The 18,725-nt window shown below is 71.5% G+C and carries 11 protein-coding genes; 8 read left to right on the forward strand and 3 right to left on the reverse strand.

Going from position 1 to position 18,725, the window contains the following annotated elements; all coding sequences use genetic code 11:
* The first annotated feature begins 367 nt into the window (after positions 1–367).
* Positions 368–3,733, forward strand: coding sequence for a M12 family metallo-peptidase (locus tag ACQP1S_RS15190; RefSeq protein WP_432907215.1), 3,366 nt, complete (start codon positions 368–370; stop codon positions 3,731–3,733).
* A gap of 111 nt (positions 3,734–3,844) precedes the next feature.
* On the forward strand, positions 3,845–6,061 hold the full coding sequence (gene recD2 / locus ACQP1S_RS15195) for an SF1B family DNA helicase RecD2 (RefSeq protein WP_432907217.1): 2,217 nt from the start codon (positions 3,845–3,847) through the stop codon (positions 6,059–6,061).
* Positions 6,062–6,265: 204 nt separating this feature from the next.
* Here recD2 and ACQP1S_RS15200 read toward each other — a convergent pair whose 3' ends face one another.
* Both ACQP1S_RS15200 and ACQP1S_RS15205 read right to left on the reverse strand, forming a co-directional pair.
* Positions 6,266–7,870 (reverse strand): arabinofuranosidase catalytic domain-containing protein, encoded by a 1,605-nt coding sequence (locus ACQP1S_RS15200; protein WP_218108135.1) that lies wholly within the window; start codon positions 7,868–7,870, stop codon positions 6,266–6,268.
* 219 nt (positions 7,871–8,089) lie between these two features.
* Positions 8,090–9,922 carry an RICIN domain-containing protein gene (locus tag ACQP1S_RS15205; RefSeq protein ID WP_432907219.1) on the reverse strand — a complete coding sequence of 611 codons (1,833 nt, stop codon included), beginning with the start codon at positions 9,920–9,922 and terminating at the stop codon, positions 8,090–8,092.
* 304 nt (positions 9,923–10,226) lie between these two features.
* Here ACQP1S_RS15205 and ACQP1S_RS15210 point away from each other — a divergent pair, with 304 nt between their 5' ends.
* The 4 genes from ACQP1S_RS15210 to ACQP1S_RS15225 all read left to right on the forward strand — a co-directional run bounded on the left by ACQP1S_RS15210 (position 10,227) and on the right by ACQP1S_RS15225 (position 15,065).
* Positions 10,227–11,453, forward strand: coding sequence for a sugar ABC transporter substrate-binding protein (locus tag ACQP1S_RS15210; protein ID WP_432907221.1), 1,227 nt, complete (start codon positions 10,227–10,229; stop codon positions 11,451–11,453).
* 111 nt (positions 11,454–11,564) lie between these two features.
* Positions 11,565–12,476, forward strand: coding sequence for a carbohydrate ABC transporter permease (locus ACQP1S_RS15215; RefSeq protein ID WP_363676164.1), 912 nt, complete (start codon positions 11,565–11,567; stop codon positions 12,474–12,476).
* Positions 12,477–12,541: 65 nt separating this feature from the next.
* Positions 12,542–13,303, forward strand: a complete 762-nt coding sequence (locus ACQP1S_RS15220) for a carbohydrate ABC transporter permease (RefSeq protein WP_432908046.1) — start codon at positions 12,542–12,544, stop codon at positions 13,301–13,303.
* Between the two features lie 31 nt (positions 13,304–13,334).
* Entirely contained in the window at positions 13,335–15,065 is a 1,731-nt protein-coding gene (locus tag ACQP1S_RS15225; RefSeq protein WP_432907222.1) for an amylo-alpha-1,6-glucosidase, read from the forward strand.
* A gap of 115 nt (positions 15,066–15,180) precedes the next feature.
* Here ACQP1S_RS15225 and ACQP1S_RS15230 read toward each other — a convergent pair whose 3' ends face one another.
* Entirely contained in the window at positions 15,181–16,227 is a 1,047-nt protein-coding gene (locus ACQP1S_RS15230) for a LacI family DNA-binding transcriptional regulator (protein WP_432907223.1), read from the reverse strand.
* A 280-nt stretch (positions 16,228–16,507) separates the two neighbouring features.
* On the opposite strand from ACQP1S_RS15230, the gene ACQP1S_RS15235 reads away from it, so the two are divergent.
* Both ACQP1S_RS15235 and ACQP1S_RS15240 read left to right on the forward strand, forming a co-directional pair.
* Positions 16,508–17,977, forward strand: coding sequence for a lectin (locus tag ACQP1S_RS15235; protein ID WP_432907225.1), 1,470 nt, complete (start codon positions 16,508–16,510; stop codon positions 17,975–17,977).
* A gap of 166 nt (positions 17,978–18,143) precedes the next feature.
* Positions 18,144–18,671, forward strand: coding sequence for an RICIN domain-containing protein (locus ACQP1S_RS15240; RefSeq protein ID WP_432907226.1), 528 nt, complete (start codon positions 18,144–18,146; stop codon positions 18,669–18,671).
* Positions 18,672–18,725 lie beyond the last annotated feature (54 nt).

Below are 18,725 nucleotides of genomic sequence, written 5' to 3' on the forward strand. Positions count from 1 at the left end.
GCCGGGGCGGTACCCCCCCCGGGGCTGGTCACCGCCGGCCGGGCGGGGTGTCGGGGCCGCGGCCGGCCGCGGCCCGGTCCCGGTCGACGCTGCGGTCCCGCCGACCGCCCGGCGGACCTCGGTGAGCCTGTTCCGGCCGAGCCGCGCGACGGCGTGGTCTCTTCCGCGCTCCGCGTCCTCGGTCACGGCGTCGCCGCCCCACAGGGGACGATCTACACTGCCGTCGCTGTCGCCGCTTCGACTTTACGGATGATGTCTGTCGACAGGGGACCCGTCATAGCGTGTGCTTCCCGGGACAGCCCGGTGTGGCCCACGAACGTCACGCCATCCGGCCCGTTCCCCGACCTCGTGAAGTGAGGCCCCCTCGATGACGGTTCCACCCCCCGATTCCGCCGGTCCAGGCCGTCGGCGGCTGGCCGGCCTGCTCGCCGCGGTGCTGGTCGCCACCGCGCTGCCGTTGACCGGCGGCGCTGCGGCGGTCGCCGCGCCGACCGACGCCGGCCCGTGGCGGCAGCTACCCGGCGAGTTGTCGACGAACGCCCGCGACGGGCGGGTGCCCGACATCCGCGCCGAGCGGTTCGTCGCGTACACCCTCGACCGGGCCAGCCTGGCGGACACCCTCGCCGACGTGCCGGCCGAGCGGGCCGGCGCGGCCCGGCGGGGGCAGTCGGCGTTGACCGTCGCGCTGCCCACCCCGACCGGGCGGTTCCAGCGGTTCGCGCTTGTCGACTCGCCGGTGATGGAGCCGGGGCTCGCCGCCCGGCACCCCGAGATCAGCACGTACGTCGGCCGGGGGCTGGACGACCCGACCGCGACCATCCGGGCCGACCTGACCCCGTTGGGCTTCCACGCCTCGATCCGGTCGACCGGCGGCAGCTGGTATCTCGACCCGTACTACCACGGCGACCAGAGCGTCTACGCCAGCTACTTCGCCCGGGACCTGCTCGACACCGACCCGGCCCTCGTGGAGCGGGAGGACGTCGCGGCGGCGGCCGAGGCGCTGACGCCGGAGGCGGCCGGGGACGAACCGGCGGGTCCGCCGGTCACCCTGCGCACCTACCGGCTGGCCCTGGTCACCGACCCCTCGTACGCCACCTTCTTCGGCGCGGAGAACGTCACCGCGGCCAAGGTGACCCTGATCAACCGGGTCACCCAGATCTATGAGGACGAGACGGCGATCCGGTTGGTGCTGGTCAACGACACCGACAAGACCAACCTCAACACCGCCGCCCTGGCCACCGAGGCGAACGGGCCCTGTGGCGCGGCGGCCTGCTACACCCCGGCGCAGATCTCGTCGTGCACCAGCTCGCTGCTCAACCGCAACCGGATCGTGCTGGGTCAGCTCGTCGGCGCGGGCAACTACGACGTCGGGCACATCGGACTGGGCCTGCCCGGTGGCGGGGTGGCCGGTCTCGGCGTGGTCGGGCTGGACGGCAAGGCCCGGGGCTGCACCGGCCTGCCGACGCCGGTCGGCGACTTCTACGCGGTCGACTACGTCGCGCACGAGGTCGGGCACCAGTTCGCCGGCAACCACACGTTCAACGGCACCCAGTACAACTGCTCCGGCAGCAACCGCAGCGCGGCCAACTCGTACGAGCCGGGCAGCGGATCGTCGATCATGGCGTACGCGGGCATCTGCCAGCAGGACAACCTCCAGCCGCACAGCGACCCGTACTGGTCGCAGCGCAGCTACACCGAGATCAGCACGTTCGTCACCGGCACCCGGGCGGCGCTCAACGAGGTGCAGACCGTCTCGCTGTCCGGTTTCGACACCGACGGCGACTCGTTCACCATCAGCTACGCGGGGCAGTCCTCCGGGCCGGTCGTCCGGGGCGGCAACTACACCGCTGCCGGGATCAAGGCGGCCATCGAGGCGATCACCGGCTGGCCGGCCGGGGCCACCGTCAGCGTGACGGCCTTCGGTGGGCTCGGCGCGCCGAACGACACCGGCTTCCAGGTCACCTTCGGCGGCGGCCCGCTGGCCGGGGTCGACGTGTCGTCGCTCGGGCTCACCGACACCGTGGGGATGACCGGCTTCGTCGGCGAGACCGCCCGGGGCGGCGCGGCGGGCAACGGCGGCTTCGCGACCGCGCAGACCGGCAACCGGGCCCCGGTGGTCACCGTGCCGGCACCGGCGCACACCATTCCGGCGCGGACCCCGTTCGCGTTGACCGGTGGCGCGACCGACGCCGACGGCGACACCGTGAGCTACCTGTGGGAGCAGAACGACCGGGGCGGCAGCACCGGCACCGCGCTGGTCAACAACACCAAGACCAACGGGCCGCTGTTCCGGCAGTTCGGTGAGGCGGCGGCGGTCAGCCCGACCGACACGTTGGAGTACCACTCGCCGGGCGAGAACGCGGTGACCACCGACCCCACCCGGCACTTCCCCAACCTGACCCAGATCGCCGCGAACAACACCAACGCCGCCACCGGGGCCTGCCCGGCCGCGCCGGCACCGCCGGCCACCGGCGGAGCGAGCAACGTGCCGGCCGCGACGGTGGACTGCTACTCGGAGTTCCTGCCCACCGCCGACTGGGTCGGTGCCACCTTCGACCGGACCCTGCACTTCCGGCTCACCGGCCGGGACCACCACCCCGGTGGCGGCGGCATCGGCAGCGCCGACGTGGCGCTGACGGTCGCCCCGGCGGCCGGACCGTTCCTGGTCACCTCGCAGGCGATGCCGACGGCCCACCTCGGCGGCGGCACCGCCCCGGTCACCTGGGACGTGGCCGGCACGGACACCGCGCCGATCAACGTGAGCGAGGTGCGGATCTCGCTGTCCACCGACGGCGGGGCGACCTTCCCGTACGTGCTGGCGGAGCGCGTCCCGAACACCGGTGCGGCAACGGTGACGTTGCCGAACGTGGACACCGCCCGGGGCCGGCTGAAGATCGAGGCGGTCGGCAACGTCTTCTTCGACCTGAGCGACGCCGACCTCGCCATCACCCAGGTACGCGCCGCCACGGTCACCTACACCGGTGACGCCCTGGCCTCCCCGGTGGATGACGCCGACTCGACCGGCGTGCTGCTGCGGGCCACCGTCCTTGGTGGTGGCGGTGACGTCCGCAACGCCACGGTGACCTTCACCGAGGGCGGCGAGACCCTCTGCACGGCGGTCGCGACGCCGTTCGGCGCGGCGGCGGACGACGGCTCGGCCAGTTGCCGCGCCGTGCTGCCGCACGGCGCGCACCCGGTCACCGCCACGCTGTCGGGGGCGTACACCGGCAGTGCGACGGCCACCGTCACGGTGGCCGGCGGGTACGGCCGGTCGGTCGCCGGCTCGGGCTACCTCAGGGGCGGGGCCACCGCCGGTGGTTACCCGCTCGACGATGACCGGCGCATCGAGGTGACCCTGGACGGCCGGATCAACAACGGCAAGAAGCTGGTCGGCAGCGCGAAGGTCGGCTACAAGTCGGCAGGCAAGCGGTACAAGTTCCAGAGCACGGCGCTGGAGTCGTTCGGCGTCGCCACGGTGGCCGGCGAAGCTTCCGCCGACCTGCGCTACCAGGTCACCCTGTACGACATCTCCACCGCCCAGACCCCGGTCGCCGTGGCCACCGGGCTGACCATGCGGGTGACCGCCACCGACCGGGGCGAGCCGGGCCGGCGCGACGGGCTCGGAATCACCGTCTGGGACGGTGACCGGTTGCTCTTCTCGTCGGACTGGACCGGGTCGACGACCCGGGAGAGCACCCTGACCGCCTCCGGCGGCAACCTCACCATCGGCTGACCAGGCGCACCGCGACACCCGACGTCCTCCTCCGCCCACCCGGCGGGGGAGGACGTCGGCTTAGCCCCGGGCGGTGGGTGGGGCGCGACGGGCACCCGGCACGATGGTGGGGTGACCGCCCCCGCCCGCGCGCCGCTCGCCACCCTGGACGCGGTCCTCGAACGGCTGACCTACGTCAACGAGGAGACCGGCTACACCGTCGCCCGGGTCGCCACCGACCGGGGCAGCGACCTGCTGACGGTGGTCGGCGCGTTGCTGGGCGCACAGCCGGGGGAGAGCCTGCGGCTGTCGGGGCGCTGGTCGTCGCATCCGAAGTACGGCCGGCAGTTCGAGGTGGACTCCTACACCACAGTGCTGCCGGCGACCGTCCAGGGCATCCGCCGGTATCTGGGCTCCGGCCTGGTCAAGGGCATCGGTCCGGTGTTCGCCGAACGGATCGTGGCGCACTTCGGCCTGGACACCCTGCGGATCATCGAGGAGGAACCGGCCCGGCTGGTGGAGGTCGCCGGGCTGGGGCCGAAACGCACCGCGAAGATCACCGCGGCGTGGGAGGAGCAGAAGGCGATCAAGGAGGTGATGGTCTTCCTCCAGGGGGTCGGGGTGTCCACGTCGCTGGCGGTACGGATCTTCAAGCAGTACGCCGACGCGTCGATCGAGGTGGTGACGAAGGAGCCGTACCGGCTGGCGGCCGACGTGTGGGGGATCGGGTTCAAGACCGCCGACACCATCGCCCAGGCGGTCGGCATCCCGCACGACAGCCCGCAGCGGGTGATGGCCGGCCTGCGGTACACCCTGTCCGAGGCCACCGACTCGGGCCACTGCTACCTGCCCGCCCCCGTGCTCGTCGCCGACGCCACGAAGATCCTCGACGTGCCCGGTGACCTCGTCACCCGCTGCCTGGACACCCTGATCGCCGAGGAGGGGGTGGTCCAGGAGTTCCTGCCCGACGGCGACGGCGACCCGGTGCCGGCGGTGTACCTGGTGCCGTTCCACCGGGCCGAGCAGTCCCTCGCCGCCACCCTGTTGCGGCTGCTGCACGACCGGGCCGACCGGTTGCCGCACTTCACCGACGTCGACTGGCCCCGGGCGCTGGCCTGGCTGCGGGCGCGCACCGGCAACGACCTGGCCCCCGAGCAGGAGCACGCCGTGCGGTTGGCGCTCACCTCGAAGGTCGCGGTGCTCACCGGCGGGCCCGGCTGCGGCAAGAGCTTCACCGTCCGCTCGATCGTCGAACTCGCCGCCGCCAAGAAGGCCAGGGTCACCCTGGTCGCCCCGACCGGTCGGGCCGCGAAACGGCTGTCGGAGCTGACCGGGCACCCCGCCGCCACCGTGCACCGGCTGCTGCAACTGCGGCCCGGCGGGGAGGCCGCCCACGACCGGGACAACCCGCTCGACGTCGACCTGCTCGTCGTCGACGAGGCCTCCATGCTCGATCTCATCCTGGCCAACAAGCTGGTCAAGGCGGTGCCGCCGGGGGCGCACCTGCTTTTGGTCGGCGACGTCGACCAACTGCCCAGCGTCGGCGCCGGGGAGGTGCTGCGTGACCTGCTCACCGCGTCCGCCATCCCCCGGGTGCGGCTGACCCGGGTGTTCCGCCAGGCCGCCGAGTCCGGCGTGATCACCAACGCGCACCGGATCAACGCCGGCCGGCCGCCCGTCCTCGACGGCCTGCCGGACTTCTTCCTGTTCGCCTGCGACGACACCGAGGCGACCGCCGCGCTGACCGTCGACGTCGCCTGCACCCGGATTCCCGCCCGGTTCGGTCTCGACCCGCGCCGGGACGTGCAGGTTCTCGCCCCCATGCACCGGGGGCCGGCCGGTGCCGCCGCCCTCAACACCATGCTGCAACAGCGCCTCACCCCGCACCGCGAGGGGCTGCCCGAGCGGCGGATGGGCGGGCGGGTCTTCCGGATCGGCGACAAGGTCACCCAGATCCGCAACAACTACGACAAGGGCCAGGCCGGCGTCTTCAACGGCACCCTCGGCATCGTCACCGCGCTCACCCCCGAGGAACAGACCCTCACCGTACGCACCGACGAGGACGAGAACCTCGACTACGAGTTCGACGAACTGGACGAGTTGGCCCACGCGTACGCGATGACCATCCACCGCTCCCAGGGCTCGGAGTATCCCGCCGTCGTCGTGCCCCTGACCACCAGCGCCTGGATGATGCTGCAACGCAACCTGCTCTACACCGCCGTCACCCGGGCCCGGCAGCTCGTCGTCCTCGTCGGCTCCCGGCGCGCCCTCGCCGCCGCCGTGCGCACCGTCGGCGCGGGCCGCCGCCACACCGCCCTGGACCACCGCCTCGGCGGATCGGCCGGATAGCGGGTGTGGCCTGCCGGTCTTGGTCGGGCCTGCCGGTCGCTGTGGGGCCTGCCGGTCGCGGTGGGGCCCGCCGGGTGCGGGACCTCCCTGCGGTGGTTCCGCACCCCGCCGCCCGCACCGACAGCTGACAGTCGGCTGTCGCGCCGGTCACCGTCCGAGGGCGGTGACCGGCGCGACGATCCGGTCAGGTGGTCGGCACCGGGGTCAGCGGTAGCCGGCGGCGGTGATGTTCGCCTGGACCGCGTTCTCGGTCGCGTCCGACGGGTAGCCGGCGACCATCGCCCCCTCGTAGAAGGTGCCGGCGCTGAGGTTCGCGCCGCCGTCGGGCTTGCAGCAGTCCCCGCCGCTGCCCAGGATGATCGCGCCCTGCTTCTTCATCGGGCTGTAGCCCGGGGGCAGGGAGCCGTCATAGAGGGTGTAGAGGCTGCCGGACTGGGCGTTGCTGCCCTTGATGGCGAAGCGTGAGGTGCCGTTGTTCTTCAGGGTGGCGGTGACGAACTTGCTGGTGAACGCCCGCTGGTTGGGGTTCCAGGAGCTGCTGCCCCCGGGGAACAGGCCCCACTCCAGGTCGGCCTGCACCCACGGGCCGGAGCCGGAGCAGCCGCCGAACCAGCACTGGGTGCCGAAGTTGAGCGCGTCCATCGCCCCGGCGGCGTCGGCCTTGCGGGTGGTCTCGCTGTTGCCGTAGTCGAAGCAGCAGCCGTTGTTGACGTGGGTGCCGCTGGTGACCATGTACATGCCCTCCGGCGCGGCGCCGGTCGGCACGCCGGTCAGGTGACCGTCGCGCCAGTAGCTGTTGCCCGGGTTGATGTAGAGCGAGTACGCCTTGGCGCCGCCCACCGTCAGCGACTCCGACGTCGCGACGGCCGGCCGGCTCTGCGGCGAACCGGGAACCACGCTGGACCCCTGGTACCAGAGGTCGTTGCCGCGACCGGACTGGTCGAACACGACGGTCACCACACAGGTGGTGCCGGTGCAGAACGAGTCCTGGGTCGCCGCGTTGGCGGTGCCGCCCGCACCGGACAGTCCGATGTTGCGGGTGGTGTTGTCCGAGGAACGGCGTACCTGGTAGAGGTTGCCGGCGTACGCCGCGTAGAGCGCCCGGGTGGTGCTGTGGGCGGCCACGCACGGGGTGCCACCGGCGGCGTAGATGTCGCACGGCAGCGCGCCGCCCGGCGGGGGCGTGGTGGGTGGGGTGGTGGGCGGCGGCGTGGTCGGCGGGGCGGTGGTCGTCGGCGAGGTCCACCGCTGGTTCGTCTGACCGTTGCAGGTCCACAGCAGGATCTTGGTGCCGTTCGCGGTGCCGTTGCCGTTGGCGTCCAGGCACAGGCCGGACTGCACGCCGACGATGCTGCCGTTGGCGTTGACGTTCCACTGCTGGTTGTTCTGGCCGTTGCAGTCCCAGATGATCGCCGCCGTGCCGGCGGTGGTGCCCCGACCGGAGGCGTCCAGGCACTTGTTGCCGTACACGGTGAGCTGGCGGTTGGCCGTCCAGGTCCAGGTCTGCCCGGCACCGCCCTGACAGTCCCACAGCTGCGTCTGGGTGCCGTTGGTGGTGCTGGCGTTGGGGACCTCGAGGCACCGGCCGGAGGCGGTGCCGACGATCCGGGTGCTCTGCCCCGGCTCGATGGCGGCCAGCGCGGGTGCGGCGGCGGCCTCGGCGCTCGGCGAGGTGAGGCCGGGCGTGGCCCCGGCGACGACGAGGACACCGGCCAACGCACCGACCAGCATGGTCAGCCGGTGCAGACGACGGCGTCGGGGGATGGGATCGCGGACCTGACCTGGTCCGCTCGGGGACGGGGTGCGCACGAAGCGGCTCCTTGGTTCGTCGGTGGCGCGGGCCTGGCGGGCCCGCCCACGGGTGGTGGCGGTGGTCGTGGTGGCGGTGGCGAATCGGTTCGGAACTCCCCAAGGATCACCGAAAAAGCGACATCAATCAATGCCTGAGGTGGTTCGTCTGCTGTCTCCCGTCACCCGGGCGGCCGGCGCGGGGCCGGGTGCCGGCCGCCCGGCACCCGGCCCGTGGTCCTACCGGCCCCAGATCCGCCACGTCTGGTTCAGCGGGCTGCTCTGGCTGACCGGCTTGCAGGTCCACTGCAGGATCCGCGCCTGGGCGGCGGTGGAGACCCCGTTGACGTCGACACACTTGTTGCTGTGCCGGGCGACGAGTTGGTAGTCGTGGGAGTCGTTGCCCCCGTAGGTCACCCTGCGCAGGGTGAACTGCTGGCTGGGGCCGTTCTGGCAGGTCCCCTGCTGCACGGCCGCGCCGTCGGCGGTGGACGCCCCGCCGACGTCCAGGCACTTGCCGCTCTGCTGGTTGACCACGGTGTAGGTGTTGGCCACCCCGTCGACCGGGCGGAAGTTCCACAGCTGCTGGTCACCACCCTCGCAGGGGAACTGCTGCTGGGGGTTGCCGTCGGCGGCACCCGAGCCGGTGTTGTCCAGGCACTGCTGCGAGTGCTGGGCCACCGCCACCGACTGGAAGCCGGTGTCCGAGGGCGGCAGCAGGGTGACCGTGTAGGTGTCGTTCTGGTTGCCGTACGGCAGGGTCACCGTGACGTTGTTGTTGGCCACGGTGAGCACGGTGTTCGACACCGTGACCGGCCCCTGCACCGCACCGCCGTTGTTGTACGGGATGCGCTGGGTGAGCACCCGCACCTGGTTGTTCTGCACGATGCCGCTGGTGGCGTCCAGCCGTTGCAGGTTGACGGTCAGGTTCCCGGTGGTCCGCCCGCCACCGACCAGGACCTTCGCTACCCCGGTCGCCCTGGTGGCGAAGGCGTCGTAGGACTGGCTGGCGGTCACCGCGGCGATCTGCCCGGTCTGTGAGGCGTAGTAGCGGTAGACCCACCACTCGCCCTTGGGCTGGTGTTGGCCGGCCGAGTTGCGGATCAGCAGGTTGCCCAGGTCGTTGTGCAGGTTGCCGCCGCCGGCCCAGTTCGCCCGCAGGCCGTCCGCGCGGGCCCGCTCCAGCCGGGCGACGTACCAGGCGCCGTCCGCCGGGTTCTGCTCGTTGGACGCGCCGTACTCGTTGATCTGGTACGGCCGGGGGTGGGGGATGCCGCGCGGGTCGAGGGTGGCGTTGGCGGCGGCGACGTTGGCGACCGGGTCGCCGGGCAGCGAGTGCCAGCTGACGATGTCCGGCACCGTGTTGGTGGAGCGGACGAAGTCCAGGTACTGGTTCCAGAACGCGTGGTTGGTCGACGGCACGCAGGCGCAGCTCGGCCCGACGATGAGCTGGTGGGGGAACTCCGCCCGCAGCCGCTGGTAGGTGCGCCGCCACAGTTCGAGGTACTGGGAGATCGGGCGGTTCCAGAAGATGGTGATGTTGGGTTCGTTCCAGATGTCCCACTGCACGGTCAGCCCGGCGGACCGGACGTCGTTGATCACCCGGCTCAGGAAGTTGTCGTAGTCGGTCCAGTTGCCGTTGTCGCCGGGAAAGCGGGAGATCCCGGCGCCGTCCGCGCCCCACAGATCGTGCGGCAGGAGGATGAACTGACCGCCCAGGGCGGCGGTCCGGCGGGCCTGGGCCAGGGTCGCGTTCCACCGGCGGTCGTAGTTCCCGCCGACCCAGCCGCTGCCCGGTAGCTGCGCGCCCCCGGCCCGCATGTACTGGAACTTGACGTCCCGGTAGAAGTGGTCGGCCGGGCCGCTGGCGTTCTCGGTCATGCCGTAGATCCAGCCGGAGGCGCGGTAGGTCGGCGTGCCGGCGGCGGCGGAGAAGTTGACGCTGATCGACTCGTCGGCGGCCTGGGCCGGGGTGGCGGCGACGGCGGTGGCGGCGACGGCGAGCAGGCCGACGGCGAGTCGGGTGACGATCACGCGGATTCGTCCGGGCCGGCTGCGGGACGGGGTTTTCACGGGCGGCTCCTTGGTGGGGCGCGGGGACGCTCTCCGGAGGGCTTCGCATGCGAATCGATTCGCAGGGATCGTAGGGCGAGACTGTGACGAATGTCAATGAAATGACAGGGCGATGAAGTCGACGTTTCCGCCGATGATCCTGTTTCTGGGCAACTCCTCTTGACCTGGTCGCATTGACGGCTCTATGTTCGTTCGCACCGATGCTTCGAATCGATTCGCCTCATCATCGGGCCGCGCCCCACCCGCGCGGTGGTCACCGCCCTCCCCGCCACCTCCTGACGTCCCACCCGAATTGAGGCAGCAGATGACAGCAACCAGCCGACGGCGGTGCCTGGCCGCCGCCGTCGCCACCCTCGTCGCGTTGGCCGGCGGTGCCTGCTCGTCCGCCGACGAACCCTCGGGCGGCGGCAGCTACCTGGTCTGGGACCCGTACCCCCAGTTCGCCGACGACTCCGCCTGGGTCGCGCTGCTCAGGAAGTGCGGCGAGGGGGCCGGGGTGACGGTGGAGCGGACCGGTTACGACACCACCGACCTGACCAACAAGGCCCTGCTCGCCGCCCAGCAGGGCAACTCGCCGGACCTGCTGATCGTGGACAACCCGGTGATCTCGACCCTGGCCGAGGCCGGCGCGCTCACCACCACGGACGAGAACAAACTGGACGTGGCGGCCATGGCGGCGAACCTGCTCGGCGCCGGCCAGCGCGAGGGCCGGACCTACGGGGTGCCGATCGGGGCCAACACCCTCGCCCTCTACTACCACAAGGAGGTGCTGGCCGCCGCGGGCGTCGACCCCGCCACCATCACCGACTGGGCGACGCTGAACAGCGCGTTGACCAAGGTGAAGGCCAAGGGCAAGAAGGGCATCACCTTCTCCGCGATCGGCACCGAGGAGGGCAGCTTCCAGTTCCTGCCCTGGTTCTGGGGGGCCGGTGCCCAACTGACCGCGCTGGACTCGCCGCCGGCGGTCTCCGCGCTGACGCTGTGGGCCGACTGGCTCAGGCAGGGTCACGCCCCCAACTCCGTCATCAACAACACCCAGACCACGAGCTGGCAGGAGTTCGCCACCGGCGACTACGCCTTCGCCGAGAACGGCACCTGGCAGCTGGCCAACGCGGAGAAGCTCGGCTTCGGGTACGGCATCATCGCGATCCCGGCCCGCGCGGGTGGCCCGGCGCCGGCACCCACGGGCGGTGAGTTCGTCTCCATCCCGGTGCAGCGCGACAGCGGCCGGTACGCGACGTCGCGGCAGCTCGTCACCTGTCTGACCAGCGCCGACAACCTCCTCGCCACCGACACCACACTGTCCTACGTCGCGCCCGTCACCGCCGTGCAGGACCGGCAGGTGGCAGCCGACCCGAAGCTCACGGTCTGGGTGGAGGCGGTCCGGGCCGCCAAGGGCCGCACCGGTGACAACCTCGGCACGAGGTATCCGAAGATCTCCGAATCCCTGTGGACCGGGGTGCAGGCGGCGCTCAGCGGGGCGAAGACACCGCAGGAGGCGCTGGCCGCCGCGCAGCGTACCGCCGGATAGTCGGGTCGCGCCGCCATCGTGACCGCCACGGGACCCACCGCCTCGCCCCCGACCACCTCGGCCCTGACCACCTCGACGGCTGCCGCCACCGCCGGGCGGAGCCGTCGGGGGATGGCCGCCACCGTCCCACCCGGGTACCGCGTGTCCCGGGCGGGACGGTGGTCGGCCTGGGCCTTCCTCGCCCCGGTGACCGGTTACCTGGTCGTCTGCTACGCGTACCCGCTCTACCGCAATGTGGAGTTGAGCCTGCGGGAGTACACCGTCCGGTCGTTCGTCCAGGGCGGGGCGCCCTTCGCCGGCCTGGACAACTACCGCACCACGTTGGCCGATCCGACCTTCGGGCCGGCGCTGACCCACACCCTGGTCTTCACCGTGGCCTCGCTGGTCCTCCAGTTCACCATCGGGATGGCGCTGGCCCTCTTCTTCCACCAGCACTTCCCGCTGTCCCGGACGCTGCGGGCGGTGATCCTGGTGCCCTGGCTGCTGCCGTTGATCGTCTCGGCGTCCACCTGGTCGTGGCTGCTCAACAGCGACGCGGGCCTGGTCAACGCGGCGCTCGGGGTGGTGGGGGTGGACCCGGTCCACTGGCTCACCTCGCCCCGCTGGTCGCTCGTCTCGGTGATCATCGCGAACGTCTGGATCGGTGTCCCGTTCAACCTGGTGGTGCTGCACAGCGGCCTCCAGGCGATCCCGGCGGAGCTGTACGAGGCGTCCGCCCTCGACGGGGCGACCGGCTGGCAACGGTTCCGGTCGATCACCTTCCCGCTGCTGCGCCCCGTCTCCGCGATCACCCTGCTGCTGGGCCTGATCTACACGCTGAAGGTCTTCGACCTCATCTGGATCATGACCAGGGGTGGCCCGGCCGACTCCTCCACCACCCTGGCCACCTGGTCCTACCGGCTCGGCTTCGGTAACCTGCTGCCCCGGTTCGGCCCCGGCGCGGCCGTCGGCAACCTGCTCATCGTGCTGGCCCTGCTCGCCGGGCTCGGCTACCTGCGGCGGCAACGGAGGCAGCAGTCGTGACCACCACCGCCCCGCCGCGCCGCACCTGGTGGAAGACCGGCGTCGGCCTGGTGCTGACCGGGCTGATGCTCTTCCCCGTCTACTGGATGATCAACGTGTCGTTCACCCGGGACCGGGACATGCGGGCCAGCCCACCGCACCTGTTCCCCGTCGACGGCACCGTCGAGGGCTACCGCGCGGTGTTCGACCAGCAACTGCCGTACCTCGGCACCAGCTTCCTGGTCGGGCTCGCGACGGTGGCGCTGACGGTGGCGCTGTCCGCTCCCGCCGGCTACGCGTTGGCGAAGCTCCGGCCGCCGGGCGGCCGGGCGCTCAGCTTCGTGCTGCTGACCGCGCAGATGATCCCGGGCATCATCATGGCGATGGGCTTCTACGCCGGCTACCTCGAACTCGGCATCCTCAACACCCTGCCGGGGCTGATCCTGGCCGACTCGACCCTGGCGGTGCCGTTCGGCGTGCTGATCTTCACGGCCTTCATGTCCGGCATCCCCGACGAGTTGCTCCAGGCCGCCGTGGTCGACGGCGCCGGTCGGCTGCGTACCTTCTGGTCGGTCGTGCTGCCGTTGAGTCGCAACGCGGTCGTCACGGTGTCGCTGTTCGCGTTCCTCTGGGCCTGGTCGGACTTCGTCTTCGCCTCGACGCTGGCCGGCGGCGGCGGGCACCAGCCGATCACCCTGGGCATCTACCGCTACATCGGCAACAACAACCAACAGTGGAACGCCATCATGGCCACCGCCGTCGTCGCCTCGATCCCCGCCGCCGTGCTGCTGGTCCTGGCCCAGCGGTACGTCTCGACCGGGATCACCGCCGGCGCGGTCAAGGACTGACCACCCGAACCACAGAAGGGCGTCACCAGCCATGACCGTCGCACCGTCCGGTCCGGAGTTCTCCATCCAGGACATCCCGTTCAGCTACCGCGGCTCGTGGCTCAACATCTCTCCGGTGGTGGCCGAGAAGACGTACGCCGACGACCTGCACCTGGTCTCCCACCAGACCGGACTGCACCCGGTGCTCCGCCTCGCCCCCGCCGCCGGCACCACGGTCGTCGCCACCCCCGCGCTGTTGACCTGGCGCAGCGGCAGGGGCCGGATCGACGCCGCCTACCAGGGGCCGGACACCCTGCGGCTGCGGGGTCGGGGCCTCGGGCTGCGGATCGCCGCCGCCGCCGGCACCCTCACCCCGTTCAGCGGCACCTACCTCTACCGTGACCCGGTCGACGGGTCGACCGTGTTCACCTCCTACGAGACGGGCCGCCGCTACCGGGTCACCGTGCTGTCCGGCGCGCTGTGCGCGGCCCGGGGACTGGAGGCGCTCGGCCCGGCCGACCGCTGGCTGGACCTCCCCGCCGACCAGCCCTGGGAGATCGCGATCGAGGAATACCGCACCGCCCGCCGGCCCTACCCCCGAGCCGGCACCTTCGACCAGCTGTGCCGGGACCGCAGCACCGAGTTCGCCAGGTTCGTCGACGCGGTCGCGCCCTGGCGTGGCGTCGACACCCCCGCCGCCGAACTGGCCGCGTACGTGCTGTGGTCGGCCACCGTCGAACCGGCGGGTTTCGTCACCCGGCCGGCCGTGCTGATGTCCAAGCACTGGATGGACAAGGTGTGGAGCTGGGACCACTGCTTCAACGCGATCGCCCTGGCCGCCGGTGAGCCCGAGCTGGCCTGGCACCAGTTCCAGCTGCCCTTCGACCACCAGGACGACGCCGGTGCCCTGCCGGACTCGATCACCCACTCGGAGGTGCTGCACAACTACGTCAAACCACCCATCCACGGGTGGGCCCTGGGTCAGCTGCGCCGCCGGCTGCCCGCGCCGCCGGACCGGGCGGAGCTGGTCCGGACGTACGACCGGCTGGCCCGGTGGACCCGGTTCTGGCTCGACGCGCGCCGTGCCCCCGGCCACGACCTGCCCCACTACCAGCACGGCAACGACAGCGGCTGGGACAACGCCACCACCTTCGACGACGACCGGGTCCTGGAGACCGCCGACCTCGCCGCGTTCCTGGTCAGCCAACTGCGCTGCCTGGCCGACCTGGCCACCGAGCTGGGCGAGCCCGCCGACCGGTGGACCGCCGAGGCCGACCGGGTCCGCGCCGCCCTGCTGCGGGACCTGTGGGACGGCGCACGCTTCACCGCCCGCAGCCCACACACCGGTCGACGGCGGGCCAGCCGCAGCCTGCTCGACCTGATGCCGATCGCGCTCGGCGAGGACCTGCCCGGCCCGGTCGCCGGTGCGTTGGCCCAGGGCATCGGGGGCCACCTGACGACCCACGGCCTCGCCACCGAACCGACCGACTCGCCGCACTACCTCGCCGACGGCTACTGGCGTGGCCCGATCTGGGCGCCCTCCACGGTGCTGGTCGAGGACGGCCTGCGCCGGGCCGGGCACACCGTGATCGCCGACGAGGTCAGTCAGCGGTTCCTCGCCCTGTGCGAGAAGTCCGGGTTCGCGGAGAACTTCGATGCCGAGACCGGTGCGGGGCTCCGCGACCGGGCGTACACCTGGACCGCCAGCAGCTATCTCATCCTCGCCGCCGCCCAACAGGCACGCCGGGCAGCGGCGACGGGTCCGACGCGGGGCGACGCGTGATCCCTGCGCCGGGCCCGCCCTGGCGGGTCCCGGCGCGGCGGCGTCCGGCACCCGGTGTGCCGGCCGTTCCGGCCCGCGACCGGGACGGCCGGCCCTGCGGGAGGTCGGGACCGGGTCAACGGGACCGGGCCGGGCCGGTGCTGGAACGCAGCGAGATGGGCGGCGCATAGAGCCGGTGCCGGGGTGGGCCACCGGGCGCGGCGATCAGCTCCAGCAGCAACGCCACCGCCTCGGCACCCATCTGGCGCATCGGCACGTCCGCGGCGGTCAGCGGTGGCCGGAAATCCTCCGCCCAGTGCTGGGCGGCCACCCCGGTGACGGAGAAGTCGCCCGGCACCGACAGGCCGGCGCCGTGCAACGCACGCTGCATGCCGGGCAGCGCTGCCTCGTTGATGGTGGCCACCGCCGTGACCTCCGGATGCGTCGTCAGCAACTGCTCCACGCACACTTCGCCAGAGGTCGTGTCGTCGCCGCAGCAGACGTCGACGCCGGTCAGACCCCGCTCGGCGACGGCCGCCCGGAAGCCGGCCAGGGCGCGGTGGCTCGGTCCGTAGCCGGCGGCGACCAACTCGGCGGACCGGTTCACCAGGGCCACCTGCCGGTGCCCCAGATCGGCCAGGTGATGCACGCAGCGGGAGATCAACGTGGCGTAGTCGATGTCGATCCAGCTCATCCCGTGCGGCTCGGCCGTCCGCCCGATCGTCACGAACGGCACCCCCGCCGTCGCCAGCCGGGTCACCCGGTCGTCGGTCAGCCGGATCTCCATCAGCACCACCCCGTCGACCCGCCGCCCGGTGACGATGCGCTCGAACGACCGGTCGTGGTCGCCGCCGGAGGGGGACAGCAGCACGTCCAGATCGTGCCGGGCGGCCGCCTCGACGACGCTGGCGACGAAGCCCAACTGCATGTCGGTCAGTCGCTGGCTGGCCGGGGGGATCACCAGACCGAGGGTGCGGGTGCGCCCCTCCTTCAGCGCGCGGGCGCTGGCGTTCGGCCGGTAACCCAGCTCGTCGATGACCGCCTGGATCCGCTGCCGGGTCGTCGTCGACACGGTCCGCTTCCCGCTCAACACGTAGGACACGGTGCTGCGGGACACCCCGGCCCGCCGGGCGATCTCCCCGATGTTCATGCCCGCCCTCAAGCCGAGTTCCGGTATCGACACGGGAATGCTCCATGTCTCCCGCTGGAGCATAACGGTCCCCGGCACCCGGTTCAGGAACGGCTCCGCAACCGTCATCGACGACCACCGGTGTTCGACGGTCCCGGCGGGTGCCGTGGAAAGGCCCCGGTGATGGCGCATTCAATAGATCGACCTTAATGTAAAAGGTGTGACGTGTGACGTCACGGGGGCACCTGGTCGCCACCACCGTCCGGGGCGTCCGGACGGGACGACCCCGCAGGGCCGGGTGCCACCCACCATCACCGCGCCGGAGAGGGAACCGATGATCGTGAAGAGAAGGTTGGGCCGCCTGTTGGCGGCGGTGGGGGCCTCGTTGGTCCTTACCGTCGGTGTCGGCGGTTACGTGGTGTCGGGCGCGCCGCAGGCGCGGGCGGCCGGCACCGGTCCGTGTGACATCTACGCCTCGGGCGGTACGCCGTGTGTGGCCGCGCACAGCACCACCCGGGCCTTGTACGGGGCGTACAACGGTCCGCTGTACCAGGTGCGCCGGGCGTCGGACAACACCACCCGGGATGTGGGGGTGTTGAGTGCCGGCGGTGTGGTCAACGCGGCGACGCAGGATTCGTTCTGCGCCAACACGAGCTGCCTGATCACCATTCTCTACGACCAGTCCGGCCGCAACAACCGCCTTACCCAGGCGCCCGGCGGCTACTGGCCGGGCCCCGCGCCGGGCGGCTGGGACAACCTGGCCGATGCGAAGGCGGCCCCGATCACCGTCGGCGGCCAGAAGGCGTACGGCGTCTACATCTCACCCGGCACCGGCTACCGCAACAACAACACCAACGGCGTCGCCACCGGCGACCAGCCCGAGGGCATCTACGCCGTCGTCGACGGCACCCACTACAACCAGTGGTGCTGCTTCGACTACGGCAACGCGCAGACCGACGGCTTGGCCGACGCGCCGGCCATCATGGAGACGGTCTACTTCGGTGCCAACAAGCAGTGGGGCTACGGCGCCGGCGCCGGCCCCTGGGTGATGGCCGACCTGGAATGGGGGCTGTTCTCCGGGGTGAATGCGGGATACAACAACATCGCCCCCATCAACCACCGCTTCGTGACCGCGATGGTCAAGGGCGAGCCGAACCACTGGGCGATCCGGGGCGCGAACGCCCAGTCGGGTGGTCTGACGACCTACTTCGACGGGCGGCGGCCCAACGGCTACCACCCGATGAAGAAGGAGGGGGCGATCCTGCTCGGCATCGGCGGCGACAACAGCGTCTCCGGCCGCGGCACCTTCTTCGAGGGCGTGTTGACCTCGGGTTACCCGTCGGCGGCCACCGAGGACGCGGTACAGGCCAACATCGCGGCTGCCGGGTACGCGCCGGTCGGTGGCGGCAATCCGCAGCAGGGTGTGCAGGTGGTGGGTGGTCAGTCCGGTCGGTGTGTCGACGTGCCGAACGGCAGCACCACCAACGGCACCCAGGTGCAGCTCTGGGACTGCACGGGTGGCACCGCGCAGCGTTTCACCTACACGGCGGGCAAGCAGTTGCAGGTGTTGGGTAAGTGTCTCGATGCGAGTGGGCAGGGCAGCAGCAACGGCACCAAGGTGATCATCTGGGACTGCAACGGCGGGGCGAACCAGCAGTGGAACGTCAATGCCAATGGGACCGTCGCCGGCGTGCAATCGGGGTTGTGCCTGGACGCCAACGCCGGGGCCACGGCCAACGGCACCAAGCTGATCCTCTGGTCCTGCAACGGGCAACAGAACCAGCAGTGGAACCTGCGTAGCTGACCACTGCGCCGACCGGGGCCACCCGCCGGATGACCGCTCCGCGCCGCCGGCGCTTCTTGCCTGCCGTTCTGCATGGTCACCCTCGCCAGGTGTCGCTCTACTCGTGGTAGCCGGATGGCGTCGGCCCGCACCGGAAGGGCCGCACCGACGACAGGAGGAGCGAAGGGTGACAGTCAGGAGGGGTGGCACGAACTGGCGGGGAGTCCTCGCCCGACTGGCCGCGACGATGATGCTGGTGGCCGGGGCCGCGGTGTGGACCGCCTCCCCGGCGGCGGCGGCCTACACGTTCACCGGGCAGTTCCAGAACTTCGCGACCGGGATGTGCCTGGACACCAACAGCGCCGGGTCCATCTACACACTGCCGTGCCAGGCCGGCAACAGTTGGCAGACGTGGACCGTCTCGTACGCCGACAAGGCCCCGTCCGGATACGACCGGGTGACCATCCGCAACCGCCAGTCCGGCCTGTGCCTCGACATGTGGGAGTACGGCGGCCCGCAGCAGCACGCCAACCCGTGCAACGGCGGCCTGCGGCAGCTGATCGAGGGCTACGGTCCGAACTGGAACCAGGTGTCGCTGCGGCTCAACTTCTTCGACACCCGCTACATCTGCGTCGACACCCACGGCAGCGGGGACGCGTACGCCCGGGCGTGCAACTACGGCAGTTTCCAGACGTGGCGGCTGAACGGTCGGTGATCCGACCATGCGCTACGTCACTCGTCGATGCCTGGAATCTCGGGCGGTGATCTG

This window comes from Micromonospora matsumotoense (genome assembly GCF_050951065.1).
Taxonomy (GTDB): Bacteria; Actinomycetota; Actinomycetes; order Mycobacteriales; family Micromonosporaceae; genus Micromonospora; species Micromonospora matsumotoensis.

Bases quoted from the DNA above. Each gene is read 5' to 3' on its own strand.
- ACQP1S_RS15220 (WP_432908046.1), top strand. From the start codon at position 12,542: ATGCTCTTCCCCGTCTACTGGATGATCAACGTGTCGTTCACCCGGGAC.
- ACQP1S_RS15225 (WP_432907222.1), top strand. From the start codon at position 13,335: ATGACCGTCGCACCGTCCGGTCCGGAGTTCTCCATCCAGGACATCCCG.
- ACQP1S_RS15210 (WP_432907221.1), top strand. From the start codon at position 10,227: ATGACAGCAACCAGCCGACGGCGGTGCCTGGCCGCCGCCGTCGCCACC.
- ACQP1S_RS15215 (WP_363676164.1), top strand. From the start codon at position 11,565: ATGGCCGCCACCGTCCCACCCGGGTACCGCGTGTCCCGGGCGGGACGG.
- ACQP1S_RS15190 (WP_432907215.1), top strand. From the start codon at position 368: ATGACGGTTCCACCCCCCGATTCCGCCGGTCCAGGCCGTCGGCGGCTG.
- ACQP1S_RS15235 (WP_432907225.1), top strand. From the start codon at position 16,508: ATGATCGTGAAGAGAAGGTTGGGCCGCCTGTTGGCGGCGGTGGGGGCC.